The 16,885-nt window shown below is 46.1% G+C and carries 17 protein-coding genes; 16 read left to right on the top strand and 1 reads right to left on the bottom strand.

Annotation, left to right across the window (positions count from 1 at the left end):
• The 7 genes from RT269_RS26615 to fsa all read left to right on the top strand — a co-directional run.
• Positions 1-1,165, top strand: a 1,165-nt coding sequence (locus RT269_RS26615; RefSeq protein WP_313187225.1) for a sugar ABC transporter ATP-binding protein, incomplete at its 5' end; no start/stop codon positions are given.
• Positions 1,159-2,166, top strand: coding sequence for an ABC transporter permease (locus tag RT269_RS26610; RefSeq protein ID WP_313187223.1), 1,008 nt, complete (start codon positions 1,159-1,161; stop codon positions 2,164-2,166). The genes RT269_RS26615 and RT269_RS26610, both read left to right, overlap by 7 nt.
• 34 nt (positions 2,167-2,200) lie before the next feature.
• Entirely contained in the window at positions 2,201-3,013 is an 813-nt protein-coding gene (locus RT269_RS26605) for a transketolase (protein ID WP_025231613.1), read from the top strand.
• A 4-nt stretch (positions 3,014-3,017) separates the two neighbouring features.
• Complete coding sequence (locus RT269_RS26600) at positions 3,018-3,953, top strand: transketolase family protein (RefSeq protein WP_313187219.1); 936 nt, start codon at positions 3,018-3,020, stop codon at positions 3,951-3,953.
• Positions 3,950-4,588 carry an RpiB/LacA/LacB family sugar-phosphate isomerase gene (locus RT269_RS26595; RefSeq protein WP_313187218.1) on the top strand — a complete coding sequence of 213 codons (639 nt, stop codon included), beginning with the start codon at positions 3,950-3,952 and terminating at the stop codon, positions 4,586-4,588. The genes RT269_RS26600 and RT269_RS26595 overlap by 4 nt, the downstream gene beginning before the upstream one ends.
• A gap of 10 nt (positions 4,589-4,598) precedes the next feature.
• On the top strand, positions 4,599-4,973 hold the full coding sequence (locus tag RT269_RS26590) for a VOC family protein (protein ID WP_313187216.1): 375 nt from the start codon (positions 4,599-4,601) through the stop codon (positions 4,971-4,973).
• A gap of 34 nt (positions 4,974-5,007) precedes the next feature.
• Positions 5,008-5,661, top strand: a complete 654-nt coding sequence (fsa, locus tag RT269_RS26585) for a fructose-6-phosphate aldolase (protein ID WP_100305821.1) — start codon at positions 5,008-5,010, stop codon at positions 5,659-5,661.
• Positions 5,662-5,856: 195 nt separating this feature from the next.
• Here the strand turns inward: fsa and RT269_RS26580 are convergent, their stop codons facing one another.
• Positions 5,857-6,360 carry an AraC family transcriptional regulator gene (locus RT269_RS26580; protein ID WP_313187214.1) on the bottom strand — a complete coding sequence of 168 codons (504 nt, stop codon included), beginning with the start codon at positions 6,358-6,360 and terminating at the stop codon, positions 5,857-5,859.
• Positions 6,361-6,645: 285 nt separating this feature from the next.
• On the opposite strand from RT269_RS26580, the gene RT269_RS26575 reads away from it, so the two are divergent.
• The 9 genes from RT269_RS26575 to RT269_RS26535 all read left to right on the top strand — a co-directional run.
• Positions 6,646-7,239, top strand: a complete 594-nt coding sequence (locus tag RT269_RS26575; protein WP_313187212.1) for a MarR family winged helix-turn-helix transcriptional regulator — start codon at positions 6,646-6,648, stop codon at positions 7,237-7,239.
• 131 nt (positions 7,240-7,370) lie between these two features.
• On the top strand, positions 7,371-7,799 hold the full coding sequence (locus RT269_RS26570) for a hypothetical protein (protein ID WP_313187210.1): 429 nt from the start codon (positions 7,371-7,373) through the stop codon (positions 7,797-7,799).
• A 39-nt stretch (positions 7,800-7,838) separates the two neighbouring features.
• Positions 7,839-10,010 carry a protein translocase subunit SecF gene (gene secF, locus RT269_RS26565; protein ID WP_313187208.1) on the top strand — a complete coding sequence of 724 codons (2,172 nt, stop codon included), beginning with the start codon at positions 7,839-7,841 and terminating at the stop codon, positions 10,008-10,010.
• 258 nt (positions 10,011-10,268) lie between these two features.
• The gene (locus tag RT269_RS26560; RefSeq protein ID WP_313187206.1) at positions 10,269-10,781 is read left to right on the top strand and encodes a ferritin; all 513 of its coding nucleotides are present in this window, start codon (positions 10,269-10,271) and stop codon (positions 10,779-10,781) included.
• Positions 10,782-10,907: 126 nt separating this feature from the next.
• The gene (locus RT269_RS26555; RefSeq protein ID WP_313187204.1) at positions 10,908-11,921 is read left to right on the top strand and encodes an AraC family transcriptional regulator; all 1,014 of its coding nucleotides are present in this window, start codon (positions 10,908-10,910) and stop codon (positions 11,919-11,921) included.
• A gap of 120 nt (positions 11,922-12,041) precedes the next feature.
• Positions 12,042-13,361 (top strand): ABC transporter substrate-binding protein, encoded by a 1,320-nt coding sequence (locus tag RT269_RS26550; RefSeq protein WP_313187202.1) that lies wholly within the window; start codon positions 12,042-12,044, stop codon positions 13,359-13,361.
• A 24-nt stretch (positions 13,362-13,385) separates the two neighbouring features.
• Positions 13,386-14,279: a carbohydrate ABC transporter permease gene (locus RT269_RS26545; protein ID WP_313187200.1), complete on the top strand. Its 894-nt coding sequence runs from the start codon at positions 13,386-13,388 to the stop codon at positions 14,277-14,279.
• Positions 14,272-15,078, top strand: a complete 807-nt coding sequence (locus tag RT269_RS26540; RefSeq protein WP_313187198.1) for a carbohydrate ABC transporter permease — start codon at positions 14,272-14,274, stop codon at positions 15,076-15,078. The genes RT269_RS26545 and RT269_RS26540 overlap by 8 nt, the downstream gene beginning before the upstream one ends.
• 84 nt (positions 15,079-15,162) lie before the next feature.
• On the top strand, positions 15,163-16,885 hold a 1,723-nt coding region (locus RT269_RS26535), incomplete at its 3' end, for a beta-galactosidase (RefSeq protein WP_313187196.1).

The raw sequence follows: 16,885 nt of genomic DNA, 5'->3' as shown, positions 1-16,885 counted from the left end.
GGATTACCGGAAAATGAAGCATGAGGCGCAGAAAGCTCTTGATGCGCTGGGACTGGATCTGGATGCTGGAATGCTGATTCGGGGGCTATCCGTGGCACAGCAGCAGATGATAGAAATTGCAAGAGCGGTGAATGAGGGGGCAAAAATCCTGATTCTGGACGAACCCACAGCATCTTTGTCAAAAAGCGAGACAGACAATCTGTTTGCACAGATCGACCGTTTAAAAAAAGCCGGAGTTGCGATGATCTACATCTCGCATCGTATGGAAGAGACCTTTAAGGTCTGCGATTCGGTAACGGTACTCCGTGACGGTAAGTTTATAGGAACCAGAGATACAAAAGAAACAACAGAAAATGAATTGATCAGTATGATGGTAGGCCGTGAATTTAACAACATGTATGGAAACAAACGTGTCATCGGCGGGGACGTCATCATGGAAGTGAAACATTTAACAACCAATAAGGTATTTGATATCAGTTTTACATTGAGAAAAGGGGAAATACTTGGATTCTCAGGATTGGTAGGGGCGGGGCGTACCGAGCTGGCACTGGCGTTATTCGGCATTGACAGCATTCAGTCAGGAGAGATCTGGCTGGAAGGGAAAAAGCTTACCATCAGTAAACCGAGGGATGCAATGAATGCAGGCATCGCACTGGTGCCGGAAGAGCGTAAGGAGCAGGGGCTTTTCCTTAGCCATAGCATTGCAACCAATCTGACATTCCAGGTGCTTTCTGAATTTATACATCAGTTACGAGTGGACAAGAAAAAGGAATCGAATATTGTAGATGAGTTCAAGCAGAAGCTTTCTATTAAGATGGCATCCGTGGAACAGACGGCAGGAGAGCTTTCCGGCGGCAACCAGCAGAAGATCGTCATATCCAAATGGCTGGCAGCAAAGCCGAAGGTACTCATTCTGGACGAACCGACCCGAGGGATCGATGTAGGAGCAAAGGCAGAGATATATAAGCTGATGCACAGCCTGGCAAGTGAAGGAGTTTCCATTATCATGATCTCTTCAGAACTTCCTGAGATCATCAATAACTCCAGCCGGGTTGCCATTATGAGGGAAGGACATCTGGCCGGAATCTTAGACCAGCAGGAGACGGAAGCTACACAGGAAACGATCATGTCATTTGCAGTGGGAGGAGAACATACAACATGTTAAGCAAGAAGAATCAATCAGAGACATCTGAGATACAAGCACCAAGCCTCTGGAACACCAATCCCTTTATGATCTGGCTGAAACGCAATATGGCGGCCATGATCGCGTTGGTATTCCTGTGTATTATATTATCGATTACAACCGATACCTTTCTTGTTAAAAATAACCTGTTCAGCGTACTGCGCCAGGTCTGTGTCAATGGTTTTATTGCATTCGGTATTACATGCGTACTGATCTGCGGCGGCATTGACTTATCCGTAGGCTCCGTTGTAGCGGCTGCCGGCGTTATTGCCGTACGCTGCGGGAATGCGGGACTGCCGGTTATCCTTTGCTTTCTGGTCCCCCTGTTATTTGGTGCGGTCATTGGCCTTTTCAATGGATATGTTATTTCGCATACAACTCTGCCGCCATTTATCGTAACCTTATCCATGCAGATCATCGTACGAGGTGTCAGCTACATATTAACAGGCGGTCAGCCCGCACAGTCCAATAACGAAACATTCAACAACATGGGAGTAGGAAGCTTCCTTGGAATTCCAATTCCGGTTGTATTTGTAATCGTTGCATTTGTAATTCTTTATTTCATCATGAACCGTACCTCCTTTGGACGTCATGTCTATGCCACCGGAGGAAACAAGGAAGCAGCCAAATACGCAGGTGTTGATACCAAATGGATCCAGGTAAGGGTATTCATCATCAGCGGTGTGATGGCAGCCTTAGCCGGTGTGGTTCTGGCAGCAAGGCTGTATTCCGGCCAGCCATCCGTAGGAGAAGGCTTTGAGCGGGACGCAATTGCAGCTTCCGTACTTGGCGGTACAAGCTTTAACGGCGGTATCGGTACAATGGGCGGAACCGTGATCGGCGTGTTGATCATCGGTGTTCTTAATAACGGCATGAACTTACTTAAGATCAGCAGCTACTGGCAGTTTGTAGTAAAAGGATGCGTAATCCTTGGAGCGGTATACGTGGATTACTTAAAAAAGAGAGGTTCCCTCAAAAAGTAATATTACATAATTTAGACGGAGGCATAAAAACATGATGGACATTGTGGAATTAAAAGGGAAATGCAAGGATATCCGCAAGGATATTATTAATATGACAGCTGATGCAGCCAGCGGCCATCCAGGCGGTTCTTTATCAGCGGTAGAGCTGATGGCAGCACTGTTTTATACTCAGATGCGGGTAGATCCAAAGGATCCGGACAATGAGGACCGGGACCGCTTTGTGCTGAGCAAGGGACATGCAGCTCCCTGCTATTATGCGGTATTAGGTGAGATGGGCTTTTTTGACAAAGCAGAATTCAAGAATTTCCGTCAGCTCCACAGCATTCTTCAGGGACATCCGGATGCGAAAAAGGTTCCCGGAATCGATGCTTCCACCGGCTCTCTGGGACAGGGAATCTCCATTGCGGTAGGAATGGCACTTGGAGCAAAGGCTCAGAATAAGGATACAAAAGTATATACCCTGCTTGGAGATGGAGAGCTTCAGGAAGGACAGGTCTGGGAGGCATGCATGGCAGCAGCCAACTACCATCTGGACAATCTTACGATCATCATTGATAACAACGGTCTTCAGATCGACGGAAGCAATGAGCAGGTTATGTCCCTCGGTGATTTATCTTCCAAATTCAAAGCATTTGGATTTAATGTACTGGAGCTTCCGGACGGCAACAATCTGGAAGAAGTTCTGGCAGCATACTCCATCAGCACCATGGAAGGTAAGCCAAAATGCATCCTGGCACACACGGTAAAAGGAAAAGGCGTTTCCTTTATGGAAAACCAGGTAGGCTGGCACGGCAAGGCACCAAGTGAAGCAGAAAGACAGCAGGCATTAAAGGAACTGGAGGGTTAATGACATGAGTGAAATGAAAGCAATAAGAGTGGCATACGGTGAGGCGCTTGCTGAACTTGGCGATGCAAATGAGAAAGTTGTTGTAATGGATGCGGATCTGGCACATGCCACCATGACTGCGACCTTTGCAGAAAAGTTCCCGGAACGGTTTTTTAATGCAGGCATTGCAGAAGCAAACATGGTTGATATGAGTGCGGGCCTTTCTACCATGGGATACATACCTTTCTGCAGCACCTTTGCCATATTTGGTGCCGGACGGGCGTATGAGCAGGTAAGAAATGGTGTCGCTTACCCTAATTTCAATGTAAAGCTGGGTATGACCCATTCCGGAATCACACTTGGCGAAGACGGCGGAAGCCACCAGGCCATTGAAGATATGGCTCTTATGCGGGTAATCCCCGGCATGACTGTGGTTGTTCCCTGTGATGCCAGCGAAACCCACCGTGCCGTAAAGGCAGTTGCAGAAATGCAGGGTCCGGCTTATCTTCGTCTGGCAAGACTTCCAAGTCCGGTGTTTGAAGAGGATATGCCCTTTGTAATAGGAAAAGCAAACGTATTAAAAGAAGGTACGGATGCAGTGGTATTTGCCTGCGGCATCATGGTATCCACCGTACTGGAATGTGCAAAGAAGCTTGAGGCAGAAGGAAAATCCGTAACTGTTGTCAATATGCATACCATTAAGCCTATTGACAGGGAGTGCATTTTGAAATATGCTGAGAAGTGTAAGAATGTTATAACTGTGGAAGAACACAGCGTCATCGGCGGTCTTGGAGATGCAGTTGGCGATGTTCTTCTGGGAAACAAGTGTAACGTAACATTTAAAAAGATCGGTGTACAGGACCGATTCGGCCAGTCCGGAAAGCCGGAAGAGCTTCTGGAGGAATACGGACTGAGTGAGAAACAAGTATATAATCAGATAAAAGGAGTGTTGGAAGCATGAGAATCGCATTAATTAATGAGAACAGCCAGGCGGCTAAAAACGAAATGATTTACAACAGCTTAAAGAAGGTTGCAGATACAAAGGGCTATACCGTGGATAACTATGGCATGTATTCCGCAGAGGACAGCAATTCCCTGACTTATGTACAGAACGGAATCCTGGCAGCCATCCTATTAAATTCCGGCGCAGCAGATTATGTGATCACCGGATGCGGAACCGGCGAAGGTGCCATGCTGGCTTTAAACAGCTTCCCTGGCGTGATCTGCGGTCATGTGTGTGACCCAAGCGACGGCTACATGTTTGCACAGATCAACGACGGCAATGCGATCGCCATGCCGTTTGCAAAAGGCTTTGGCTGGGGTGCAGAACTGAATCTGGAGTATACATTTGAAAAATTATTTTCTGAAGAAAGCGGACAGGGCTATCCAAGAGAGAGAGCCATTCCGGAGCAGAGAAATAAGAAAATCTTAGATGTGGTAAGAGAAAATAACTTAAAGGATATCCTGACCTGCTTACAGGGACTTGACCAGGAACTGGTAAAGGGAGCCGTTGGCGGCGAGAAATTCGGAGAGCTGTTCTTCGCAAACTACAAGGATGAATCCATTGCAGAATATGTAAAGAGCCTGCTGGCATAGGAGGCTCCTAATGCTGAAAAACAAACCATCGGGAGTTGCCCATGTGGCAATTCCCACGGATGAACCGGAAGCAACCGTAGCCTTCTACGAGAATCTGGGATTTACCAGACTGGTGGATGGAGGGATTCGGGGAATGCTGCAATGCGGGACTTGTGTCATTGAATACTATCCCAGACGCCAGGAGATAAAGCCCATCGGAAACATCGATCACATTGCCCTAACCTGCGAAAACCTGGATGAAGCTTATGAGGAGATCGTAGCACAGGGACATAAACTTATATCCGACGGAATAGAATCCAACCAGATGTTTGCACCTCTCACCAATCGTTTCTTTCTTTTTCAGGGACCGAATGGAGAGAAGATTGAATTTTGCAAAGTTGGCTAGTTATGAATAAATATAACATGTAAGGAGAATTGCCATGAGATTTTTTATCGATACAGCAAATACGGAAGACGTAAAGAAAGCAAACGATATGGGCATCATCTGCGGTGTTACCACGAATCCTTCCCTGATCGCCAAAGAAGGCCGGGATTTCGTTGAAGTCATCAAAGAAATCACTTCTATAGTGGACGGACCCATCAGCGGAGAAGTGAAAGCGACAACTGAGGATGCAGAAGGTATGATTGCAGAGGGCCGTGAAATCGCAGCGATCCATCCAAATATGGTTGTAAAGATCCCTATGACCGTGGAAGGACTGAAAGCCGTTAAGGTATTGACCGCAGAAGGAATCAAGACCAATGTGACACTGGTGTTTTCTGCCGCTCAGGCACTTTTGGCTGCCCGCGCAGGCGCAACCTACGTTTCACCGTTTTTAGGCCGTCTGGATGACATCTCCATGCCAGGTATTGATTTGATTTGTGATATCATGGATATTTTTAAGGAACACGGAATTGAGACAGAAATCATTGCAGCCAGCGTCCGTAACCCGATCCATGTCATTGACTGTGCAAAGGCAGGAGCCGACATTGCTACCGTACCTTACAGTGTACTGGTTCAGATGGTAAAGCACCCGCTGACCGATCAGGGAATTGAGAAATTCAAGGCGGATTATAAAGCAGTATTTGGTGAATAACCAGTAGAGAAGTTTTGGGCGAAGCCTCTTTCAGGCTTCGCCCTTTCTTTATTTTTTTCCTGATTCAGACTTCCGGATCCATCAGCATCAGCACCCTGCGGATGTCTGCAATCACATGATCCTCAGCTCATAATCCCCGACACATGATCCCCAGAACATAATCCTTAGGTTCTGCGAATTGGTTTTATCCATGATTTATAGAATTGGGATACAGAGTTCACATAGGTGCTGCTCTATAAGTTCTGCCTTATAACGTTCTAAAATCGGCCGTGAAGAATCAGGAATATAGTTTTCTTTAAATAGCTGCTGGAAAACTTCTTCCCATGCCTGCTTAACTGCCTCGGCTGTATGGTCTATGGTAAAGACCCCATACTTGCCTCCGGTGATGCTGCCAAGGTGAACCTCTTTTTCAGTGTCAGAGCTGCCACCAGAGTTTCTGCCAGAATTTCCGCCAGAACCACTGCCAGAGTATCCGTCAGGCAGGAGGATACAGGCATCATACCGGCACGTTTCGGGCGGTATGATTTGTGGATTATCCTGGGCGATACCCAGAATGACGGAATGGCCGTTCATTAAATCCCTGGACTTTGCCCAGTGTTTTAAATGTTCCATGGTCTCTATATTGCCCGGACCATAAGGGCCGGTATGCCTGATATAAGCCATGGAGCAGGGAGCAATATATTCTGTTTTTAAAATCATTGTATTTCCTTCTTTCCTTGTATTAGGACCGGTCCTTTTTTACAGTACAATGATATAAAATGAAATGCAACTGATCTTTTAAAAGTTGTACATTTTCACCAAGGGGTTCCCCCACAGAACCTTGGAGATCTTACTCTTGCATAATTAAAAAAGTAGTAATAAAATAGTTAGAGGAATTGTAATGGCAACGGTTCGGATCAAGGCCATTACTGGAGAATTAAGAAGAATGGTAAGCATTGCAATATTTGGCTGTGAAATTTAAAATGCACAAATGGAGGAACCGGAATGAAATATGAGATACTTGCAAAAGAACACTGCCCGTACTGCAAAAGACATTGTTCTTTAAAAGATCCCCACTGCGGAAAGGGAAAAGCATTGGCGGAGAAGAGAATAAAGGAACAGAAGAAGGAAAAAGAAGAGAAAAAGGAAAAAGAAGAGAAAAAGGAACCAGCCATGGATCCTGAAACTGATGAATGGAAAGATATCCAGTCTGAGATCAGGCTGATGCGCCTTTGTAAGAACAGCTTCCATCTGCTGCCTGAGCGGAATGCCGGGAAGCTGGGCGGGAAAGGGGTCAGGCTATATATCATGGCAGCATTGGCAGAAAAAGGCAGCCTGACACAAAAGGAGCTTAAGGAAAAATCCGGGCTGCATGATAAGGGGCTGGAGGAGGCTTTGCAAAAGCTGGAGAAAAAGGGGTGTGTCTGCCGTAAGCAGGATGAAGGAAAAGACATAAAGATCTCGCTGACCGGTAAGGGATATGAGTCGGCCAAAGAACTTATGAGGGATTGGAAGAGAGAGAATGACAGTATTTTTTCCCCGCTTACGGAGGAAGAAAAAGGTTTGCTGGAACAAATTCTGAAAAAAGTTCTGCACTGAACAAGCTACGCCGGGAATATGGCATTTTCCATAAGACCAGGGTTGTGTTTCGTTAAAAATTGTAGTACAATGCAACAGGATATCATCCGATTATTATGTTTTATGATGCGGCTGCCGCAGGAGGAGTATCATTGAAATACCAGGTAAAGAAAGCCAGGTCTGTCAGCCGGATCCTGGCACTGTTATGTTGTATTGCCTTACTTTTTGGAGAACTGAATGCGCTGGGCATGGACTGGATTCCTGGACAGGCTCTTTTGATTATAACGCAGGCCCTGCCTAAGGGATATACTCATCCGAAAAAGAATGACGCGGTCGCTGAATTTCCGGGGGCCTTAGAGGAAGAAGCTGCGGGTGAAACTCTGGTTGATGCCTGGAGCAGGTATTTAGTCGGAATCTTACCATTAAAGTATCTGGTGGTCAAAGAATTGTTCCTGTTTGTCCCGCTTATTTTATGGTCGGAACGAACCATGTTGATGAAGGAGGGGTACGCCGGCAGAGAGTATCTGATCAGGTACATCCATGATTCGGATGGTGAGAAAGGAGTAAGGGTTGGAATTTAAAAAAGTATTTAAAATATTAATAAGAAAAGAGGATAACCAATGAAGCCAGGAAAGAAAATGCTTGCTGCAATTTTAATAGTAATTGCGGCTCTCATTTGTGTCGCGGCATTTGGGGCCGGAAGCGGTATTAAGGGCGTACGTGAAATGCGTTACGGCATCGACATCCGCGGAGGAGTGGAGGCAGTATTTGAACCCCAGGGACTTGACCGCAGCCCATCAGAAAAGGAACTTGATACAGCCAGGCAGGTCATAGAGACCCGTATGGATAACCAGAATATCGTTGACCGCGAGGTGACCGTGGATAAAAACGGAGGATACATCATCGTCCGGTTCCCATGGAAATCCGGGGAGACCAATTTTAACCCGGAAGAGGCCATTGCGGAGTTAGGCGAGATGGCTGAGCTTACATTCCGGGATCCTGATGGTAATGTGCTGATCCAGGGAAAAGATGTACAGAATGCAGCTCCTGAGACCGCTAATAACAACGGGATCAAGAGCTATCAGGTAGCTCTTAGCTTTAATGCAGAAGGCTCCAAGCTGTTTGAAGATGCGACAGGAAAGCTGATCGGAAAACGGATGAGCATTTACATGGATCAGGATCTGATTTCCAGCCCGACGGTACAGACTAAGATATCAGGCGGACAGGCAGTTATTACAGGAATGCAGGATTATGATGATGCAAAGAATCTGGCTGAGAAGATCAATGCAGGCTCTCTTCCATTTTCCCTTAAGACCACCAATTTCTCCACCATAAGCCCATCTCTTGGAAACAATGCTTTATCGATTATGATATATGCAGGATTGGCAGCGTTTTTAGTGATCTGTTTGTTTATGCTGGTGTTTTACAAGCTGCCAGGCGCTGTTGCCTGTGTCACTCTGGTACTGCAGACGGTTATGCAGATGCTTGCCGTCTCTATTCCGCAGTATACCCTGACACTTCCGGGTATTGCAGGTATCATCCTGACCATAGGTATGGCGGTGGATACGAATATTATTATTTCAGAGCGTATCTCGGATGAACTGAAAAAAGGCATTTCCGTGAAAGGCGCAATATTGGCCGGATATAAAAATGCGTTCTCATCCGTTTTAGACGGAAATGTGACCACAGCCATTGTTGCAATAATTCTGATGTTTTTAGGTTCAGGCACCATGCTGAGCTTTGGTTATACTTTACTGATCGGTATGATCGTGAACCTCTTGGTAGGTGTTTCTGTTTCCAAGCAGCTATTATTATCCCTGATCCAGAATGCTTCATGGAATGATGAAAAATGGTTCCGGATCAGAAAAGATAAAAAAATCATTCCGTTCTATCAGAAGAAATATATCTTTGGAATCATCTCCGGGGCGGTTATCCTTTCCGGAATTGTAGGCTGCTTCATCTTTGGAGTAAAGCTGGATACCCAGTTTACCGGAGGTGCAGTATTAAGCTATTCCGTATCAGATGAAGCGGATACAGGTACGATCCAGGCAGCCATCGAGCGGGAGACAAACCGGCCGGTTACCGTTCAGATCAAAGAAGATAACATGACCGGGCTTAAGAGACTTTCCGTTACACTTGCAGGAACTTCGGGTATGTCTCCGGAAGATCAGAAAAAGGTAACGGATGCCATCAACAGTACAAGCGACAATGCAGATGCAAAACTGTCGGAGACCTATGTGGTTGAGCCTTATATCGGAGCAAAGGCAATGAAGAATGCAGCGGTTGCTATTGTACTTTCTCTGCTCTTCATTGTTGTATATGTTTGGATCCGGTTTTCAACAATATCCGGTCTTCCTGCAGGAGTAACTGCAATGATCGCTCTGCTTCATGATGTAATTGTGGTGTTCTTTGTATTCGTGCTGTTCCGGATTCCGTTAAACGATGCCTTTGTGGCGGTCGTCCTAACGATTATCGGTTATTCCATCAACGATACCATCGTTATCTATGACCGGATCCGTGAAAACAGAAAGAAGGATCCTAAAATGCCGGTCGATGAGCTGGTTAATATCAGTACCACCCAAACCCTTGGAAGATCTATCAATACGTCCTGTACCACGGGAATCTGCGTGCTTATCATTCTGGCAGCTTCCGTTTACTTCCAGATCGGGTCTATTTTGGAGTTTTCACTTCCAATGTTCTTTGGTATCCTGACCGGATGCTACTCCTCCATTTGCGTGGCAGGTACGCTTTGGGCTATGTGGGAGAAGAAAAAAGTAAAAGTTAAAAAATAACAAGCGATTATTAAGCCTGTAAGGGCCGCTGCTTTGCCAATGAGGAATCGGGGACAAAGCAGCGGCCTTTTTGTGTGAAGATGTTTGCAAATAATGCCAGATCGGGCTATTATCAGACGCTATTTAAAATAAATAATTTTTATTACACCATTGAATAATTTGGTAATAAATGTTAGAATATAATATATCATTTTGAATGTCAATTCAATCGGATATAAAACAATCAATAAAAAAACAGATAAAAAGGAGGCGTAGATTTTGTTAAATAAAGAAATTGTTGCAAAAATTAACAAACAGATCAATTTTGAACTGTATTCGGCATACATCTATCTGGATATAGCCAACTATTATACGGACAGTAATTTAAATGGTTTTGCTAACTGGTTTAAGATCCAGACCCAGGAAGAGCGGGATCATGCCATGCTCTTCATGAATTATTTACTTAACAACGGCGAAAAGGTTGTACTGGAAGATATTAAGGCTCCTGATTTTGTTTACACGGATTTCCGCCAGCCGGCCATGGCTGCCTATGAACATGAGTTGAAGGTAACGGCCTCCATTCATGATATTTACGGAGCCGCTTATGAATTAAAAGATTTCCGTACCATGCAGTTCCTTGACTGGTTCGTAAAAGAACAGAATGAAGAGGAAAAAAATACGGACGAGATTATAAAGAGATATGACTTATTTGGAAATGATCCCAAGGGATTGTATTTGCTGGATTCGGAGTTGACGGCAAGGGTTTATGCGCCGCCCTCTCTTGTAATTTAACATCATCAAGCAAGGTCGCGGAGGGTCTGACCCCTTGGTCATAGCAAATATCCGATTGGCTTTACACGGTATCATAACCATAATTCAAAAGAAGAGCAGTCTCTGCCATGATAGGAGAAGAATTTCATGGCAGGGGATGCTTTTTCTGTTTTTACCGCAAATATCTGCGGCTGTTTTAGAAACGATCCGGACAAAGGGGGAAAGATGTTTGTGGCAAAACAAAGGGAGAAGGTGGAATTGCGTTACTATGTGATTCCGGAGACAGAAGTGGTTCTGGCTCTATTGGGGGAGGATTGGATCCGGGAATATGGGAAAGATATCAAATACCTTCATTTTCACGATCTCATGGAAATCGGATATTGCCACTGGGGGGACGGAGAGGTGGTCTTGGGGCAGGAACGCCTTCCTTTTTCCGGCCATTCCTTGATGATCGTACCGCCAAGGCTTCCTCATACCACGAACACTGTGGATGGGACAAAGGGGTATTGGGAGTGGATGTACATTGATCTGGAAAAAACAGTATCCGAAGTGTACGGCTATGACCCGGTGCTCCAAAGCGCCATATTAAAGAGGCTCCAGCGTACCGGATACCTTCTGCCAGGTGCGGACAATCCCGCCCTGTCCAGACTGATTCTGGGCATCATGGAAGAAGCACGTCATAAAAAGCCTTATTACAAAGACAGCATACGGGGCTATCTTCATGCTTTTGTGGTGGAACTTCTGCGGCTTTCCGATGATGAGGAGCGGATGGTAGGAGGCAGGGGCAGTGATGCCGTTTTAGCAGGCGCCCTGGATTATGTTGCTGCGCATTATCACCAGGAAATCAAGGTCAGCAGTCTGGCAGAGGCCTGCAACATGAGCGAAAGCCATTTCCGCCGTGTTTTTGAAGAGGGAATGAATATGAAGCCTTTGGACTATATCAACTTGATCCGGGTCCAGAGTGCCTGTGAACTGCTGAAAAAAACAGAGAAATCCATGGAAGAGGTTGGGGAGGAGTCGGGATTTGCTTCAATTTCTGCATTTAACCGGAATTTCAGAAAAATATTAAATATTTCCCCATATCAATGGAAAAAATCAAAAGAAAATTATGAGGGAAAGCTCCTCCACTACAAAATCAGCGCTCAAAAAGGCTGGGATTAAGGGAATAATGATCGAATATGCGCGTTTTTTAATTGAATCTAAAGACTTTAAATCAAAAGATGTTGGTATAATGAATTTATCATACAAGCCAATTTTTTATGAAAGAGGAGGAGTTTTGCTATGAAGAGAAGAATTGCATCCATATTACTGGCCGGAGCCATGATGGCTTCCCTGACAGCCTGCGGGAGTTCTGGCGGTGCAGGACAGAATGCAGGAGGAAAGACAGGAGATGGGGCTAAGGCCGCAAACGAACTGACTGTCTGGTGCTGGGATCCTGCATTTAACATTTATGCCATGGAAGAAGCGGCAAAGGTGTACCAGAAGGATCATCCGGATTTCAAACTGAATGTAGTGGAGACGCCCTGGGATGACGTGCAGACCAAGCTGACGACGGCGGCTACTTCTAAAAACCTGGATACTCTTCCTGATATCCTGTTAATGCAGGACAATGCATTTCAGAAGAATGTAATCAGCTATCCTGACGCCTTTAAGGATTTAACCGGAAGCGGAGTTGATTTTTCAAAGTTTCCAAATGCTAAAACTGCTTACTCTGTTGTAGATGGGAAAAAGTATGGGGTTCCCTTTGATAACGGTGCTGCAATTGCCGCCTATCGTACCGATGTATTAAAAGAAGCCGGATATACGGATGCAGATTTTACAGATATTACCTGGAGCAAGTATCAGTCCATGGGCGAGGAAATTTTAGCTAAGACAGGAAAACCACTGTTATCCTGTACAGCAGGAGAGTCCGATCTGATCATGATCATGCTCCAGTCCGCAGGGGGAAGCCTCTTTGATAAAGACGGGAACCCAAGCATGGTTGGAAATGACAAGCTGAAAAAGGTTATCGAAACCTATGTTTCCCTTGTTAAGAGCGGCGTGCTTGTGGAAGTCAATGACTGGGATCAGTATGTCGGAACCATGACAAACAGCACAGTGGCAGGAACCATCAACGGCTGCTGGATCATGGCAAGCATCCAGACCGCAGAAGACCAGACCGGCAATTGGGCGATTACCAATATCCCGAAGCTTGAGGGAGTAAGCGATGCAACCAATTATTCCAACAATGGAGGTTCCAGCTGGGCAGTAACTGCCGGAAGCAAGAATCCGGAACTGGCTGCAGATTTCCTGTCAAAGACCTTTGCAGGAAGCGTTCCTTTTTATGAAACCATTCTTCCAAAATCCGGAGCACTGGCAACTTATCTTCCGGCAGCAGACAGTAAGGTTTATGGAGAACCACAGGCATTCTTTGGAGGAAAGCCGGTATATGCACAGATCACAGAGTTTGCATCAAAGGTTCCTTCCAATAATACAGGCGTTTATTATTATGAGGCCCGTGATGCGGTTGCAACTGCCATTACGCATGTAGTCTCAGGAGCTGACATAGATTCAGAGATTAAAACAGCAGAAGATACAGTTAAGTTTGCAATGGGTAAATAAAAATAAGAGGGAGGAGGCATTTCAGTGGGAAATTCAAAGAAAAAGCTGTCCCTAGGCCAGAAACAGAGCCTTGCGGGCTGGACATTTTTAACGCCTGCGGTCATCCTGATTGCAATTATGAGTTTTCTGCCCATGATCCAGGCACTGTTCCTTTCCTTTCAGACGGGAATCGGCGCGGCAATGAAGTGGACAGGCGGGACCAATTATGTAAGAATGTTCAAGGATCCTGTTTTTATGCAGGCTCTGAAAAACAATTTTATTTATTTGATCATACAGGTTCCTATCATGCTTGTATCGGCCCTGGTCCTGGCTTCCCTGCTGAACAATAAAGACCTGCGGTTCAAGGGGCTATTCCGTACTGCGATTTTTTTGCCCTGTGCAACCTCCCTGGTATCCTATGCAGTAATTTTCCGTTCCCTGTTTGCAGTGGATGGGCTGGTCAATATCGTTCTCATAAAGCTTGGGATATTGACCACAGGATACAACTTCCTGGGCCATCCAAATTCTGCCAGGATCGTAATTATCCTGGCCCTGGTCTGGAGGTGGACAGGCTATAACATGGTGTTTTATCTATCCGGTTTACAGAACATTGAGTATTCCGTGTATGAAGCGGCAAAAATTGACGGAGCCTCTCCGTTTCAGTCCTTCTTCCGGATTACGGTTCCGCTTTTAAAGCCCACCATTCTGCTGACGGCCATCATGTCCACCAACGGTACCCTGCAGCTGTTTGATGAGTCCGTGAACTTGACAAACGGCGGACCGGCCAATTCCACCATTACCATGTCCCACTATATTTATAATGTATCATTCAAGTATGTGCCAAACTTTGGGTATGCAGCTTCCATGTCTTACTTAATCCTGATTCTGGTGGCAGTTCTTGCATTTATACAGCTGAAGGTAGGTGATAAGCGTGACTAAAGGAAAAAAGTTTATTGCATATGCATTCCTGACCATTGTCTCTGTCATCTCAGTGTTCCCTTTGTACTGGATGATGGTTGCGGCTACCAATAAAAGCGTGGATGTGACCAGAGGGACCCTGATATTCGGAACAGCACTTTTTGACAATGTGAAGAAGCTGTTCGCTTCCCAGAATGTTGCCACAGCCCTTGGGAATTCCTTTAAGTATTCTATTATCATGACGTTGATCTCCCTGCTGGTCTGTTCCATCGCAGGGTATGGGTTTGAAGTCTTTCATGACAAGGCAAAGGACCGGGTCATGAGCGTGATCCTGCTGGCAATGATGGTTCCCTTTGCAGCCACCATGATTCCCCTTTACCGGATGTTTTCAAGTGCAAGGCTGTTAAACAGTACCCTGGGATTTATTCTTCCCACCATATCCACCCCGTTTCTGATTATGATGTTCCGCCAGAGCGCAAGATCCTTTCCAGCGGATATCATGGAGGCGGCAAGGCTTGACGGGTTAAGTGAGTTCCAGATTTTCTACCGGATGTTTCTGCCTACCATGCGTTCCACCTATGCAGCAGCTATGACCATTACCTTTATGAGTGCCTGGAACAGTTACCTTTGGCCTAAGGTGATCATGTCTGATGCGAACAGCATTACCATGCCAATGCTTGTGGCTAACTTAACGCAAGGATACGTGACCGATTATGGAATCCTCATGCTGGCTGTATTAGTCTGCACCATTCCAACGGTAATCGTTTTCTTCCTGCTGCAAAGAAGCTTTGCAGAAGGTATCACAGGAGCAGTAAAATAAAAAGAAATCAAATCAGATGCTGCGGCCGGCTTCCGGATATGGAATCGGCTGCGGTATTTTTATGGAGAAAAGGAGTTATGAAATATGAAAAATCTTGGCATATGGCACGGAGGGGATTACAGCCCGGAACAATGGCTTCAAGAGCCTGAGATCCTAGAAGAGGATTTGGAATATATGAAAAGGGCCGGGATCAATACGGTTACCATGGGGATGTTTGCCTGGTCCTTTCTGGAGCCGGAGGAAGGAAAATTTGAGTTTTCCTGGCTAAAGGAACGGGTGGATCAGCTCTATGAAAACGGAATATACACCATCATGGGTACCCCATCCGGTGCCCGTCCCAAATGGCTGGCAGACAAATATCCGGAGGTCCTTCGGGTAGATGATACAGGGCGGCGCCAGCGTTTTGGGGGACGTCACAATCATTGTTACACCTCTCCTGTATATAGGGAAAAGGTAAAGCAGATCAATGAAAGGCTGGGAAAAGAGTTTGGCTCTCATCCAGGAGTTCTTCTTTGGCATCTCTCCAATGAATACGGGGGTGAGTGTCATTGTCCATTGTGCCAGGATGGGTTCCGAAATTGGCTGGAACAGAGGTATGGTTCCATCGAACGTTTAAACAGGAGCTGGTGCACGGCATTCTGGAGCCACGGCTATCAGTCCTTTGACCAGGTGGAAAGCCCCTCCCCCATAGGAGAGCGCATGGTACATGGATTAAACCTGGACTGGAAGCGGTTTGTGACGGATCAAACCATGGATTTTGTCCGGTGGGAGGCCGCCTCTTTGCGGGAAGCGGGAGCGGGGCAGCCTGTTACCACCAACTTTATGTATGACTACCAGGGACTTAATTACCGGAAGCTTTCTCAGGCAGTGGATGTGGTTTCCTGGGACACCTATCCTTTGTGGCACAAGGAAAAGGAGATTCTTACGGCCAGGGATAACGGCATGCAGCATGATTTCATGAGAAGCTTAAAGAAGAAACCGTTTCTGCTCATGGAATCCTGTCCAAGCAGCACAAACTGGCAGGGAGTCAGTAAGCTAAAAAAGCCCGGTCTTTTAAGGCTGGCTTCCTGGCAGGCAGTTGCCCACGGGTCGGACAGCGTCTTATATTTCCAGATCCGCCAAAGCCCGGGAAGCTCTGAAAAATTCCACGGGGCAGTCATTGACCATTATGGAAAGACAGACACCAGAGTATTTGAGGAGGTCAGCTCTATAGGAAAAGAGCTTGCCCTTTTAGGAGAATTGTCCGGGACAGGAGTGGGGCCCAAAGCAGCCCTGATCTATGATGTGGAAAACCGCTGGGCAATGGAAGATGCACAAGGTCCCAGAAACAAAGGGCTTTATTATCATGAGACCTGCGTAAAGGTCTACAGCGCGATAAAAAAGCTGGGATTTAATGTGGATGTAATTACCATGGATGACGGCCTGGAGGATTACCAGCTTTTGGCTGCCCCCATGCTTTACTTATACCGCAGCGGTATTGAGGAGAAAATAGAAGCATTTGTCCGTAATGGCGGACAGCTGGTAACCACCTATTGGTCCGGAATCGTGGATGAATCAGACAGGTGCTTTCCTGGAGGCGTTCCCCATGGGCTCCTGGAAGTGGTCGGGCTTCGCAGCACGGAAATCGACGGTCTTTATGACTGGGAGAGCAATTATATGGTTCCTGCATCCGGGGAAGAAGGAGACCGGTATGAGTGCCGGAATCTCTGCGATCTGGTGAGACTGGAAGGGGCAGAAGCCCTTATGATATATGAAAATGATTTTTATAAGGGATACCCGGCCCTTACAAAAAACCACTATGGGAGTG

It is taken from the genome of Lacrimispora sp., from assembly GCF_032078915.1.
GTDB lineage: Bacteria > Bacillota > Clostridia > Lachnospirales > Lachnospiraceae > Lacrimispora.
The sequence above is the reverse complement of the archived record's forward strand: the minus strand, read 5'-3'. Positions and strand labels throughout refer to the sequence as shown.

Excerpts from the sequence above, each read along its gene's own strand:
- RT269_RS26610 (WP_313187223.1), top strand. The coding sequence starts at position 1,159 with ATGTTAAGCAAGAAGAATCAATCAGAGACATCTGAGATACAAGCACCA.
- RT269_RS26605 (WP_025231613.1), top strand. The coding sequence starts at position 2,201 with ATGGACATTGTGGAATTAAAAGGGAAATGCAAGGATATCCGCAAGGAT.
- RT269_RS26600 (WP_313187219.1), top strand. The coding sequence starts at position 3,018 with ATGAGTGAAATGAAAGCAATAAGAGTGGCATACGGTGAGGCGCTTGCT.
- RT269_RS26595 (WP_313187218.1), top strand. The coding sequence starts at position 3,950 with ATGAGAATCGCATTAATTAATGAGAACAGCCAGGCGGCTAAAAACGAA.
- RT269_RS26590 (WP_313187216.1), top strand. The coding sequence starts at position 4,599 with ATGCTGAAAAACAAACCATCGGGAGTTGCCCATGTGGCAATTCCCACG.
- fsa (WP_100305821.1), top strand. The coding sequence starts at position 5,008 with ATGAGATTTTTTATCGATACAGCAAATACGGAAGACGTAAAGAAAGCA.
- RT269_RS26580 (WP_313187214.1), bottom strand. The coding sequence starts at position 6,360 with ATGATTTTAAAAACAGAATATATTGCTCCCTGCTCCATGGCTTATATC.
- RT269_RS26575 (WP_313187212.1), top strand. The coding sequence starts at position 6,646 with ATGAAATATGAGATACTTGCAAAAGAACACTGCCCGTACTGCAAAAGA.
- secF (WP_313187208.1), top strand. The coding sequence starts at position 7,839 with ATGAAGCCAGGAAAGAAAATGCTTGCTGCAATTTTAATAGTAATTGCG.
- RT269_RS26555 (WP_313187204.1), top strand. The coding sequence starts at position 10,908 with ATGGCAGGGGATGCTTTTTCTGTTTTTACCGCAAATATCTGCGGCTGT.
- RT269_RS26550 (WP_313187202.1), top strand. The coding sequence starts at position 12,042 with ATGAAGAGAAGAATTGCATCCATATTACTGGCCGGAGCCATGATGGCT.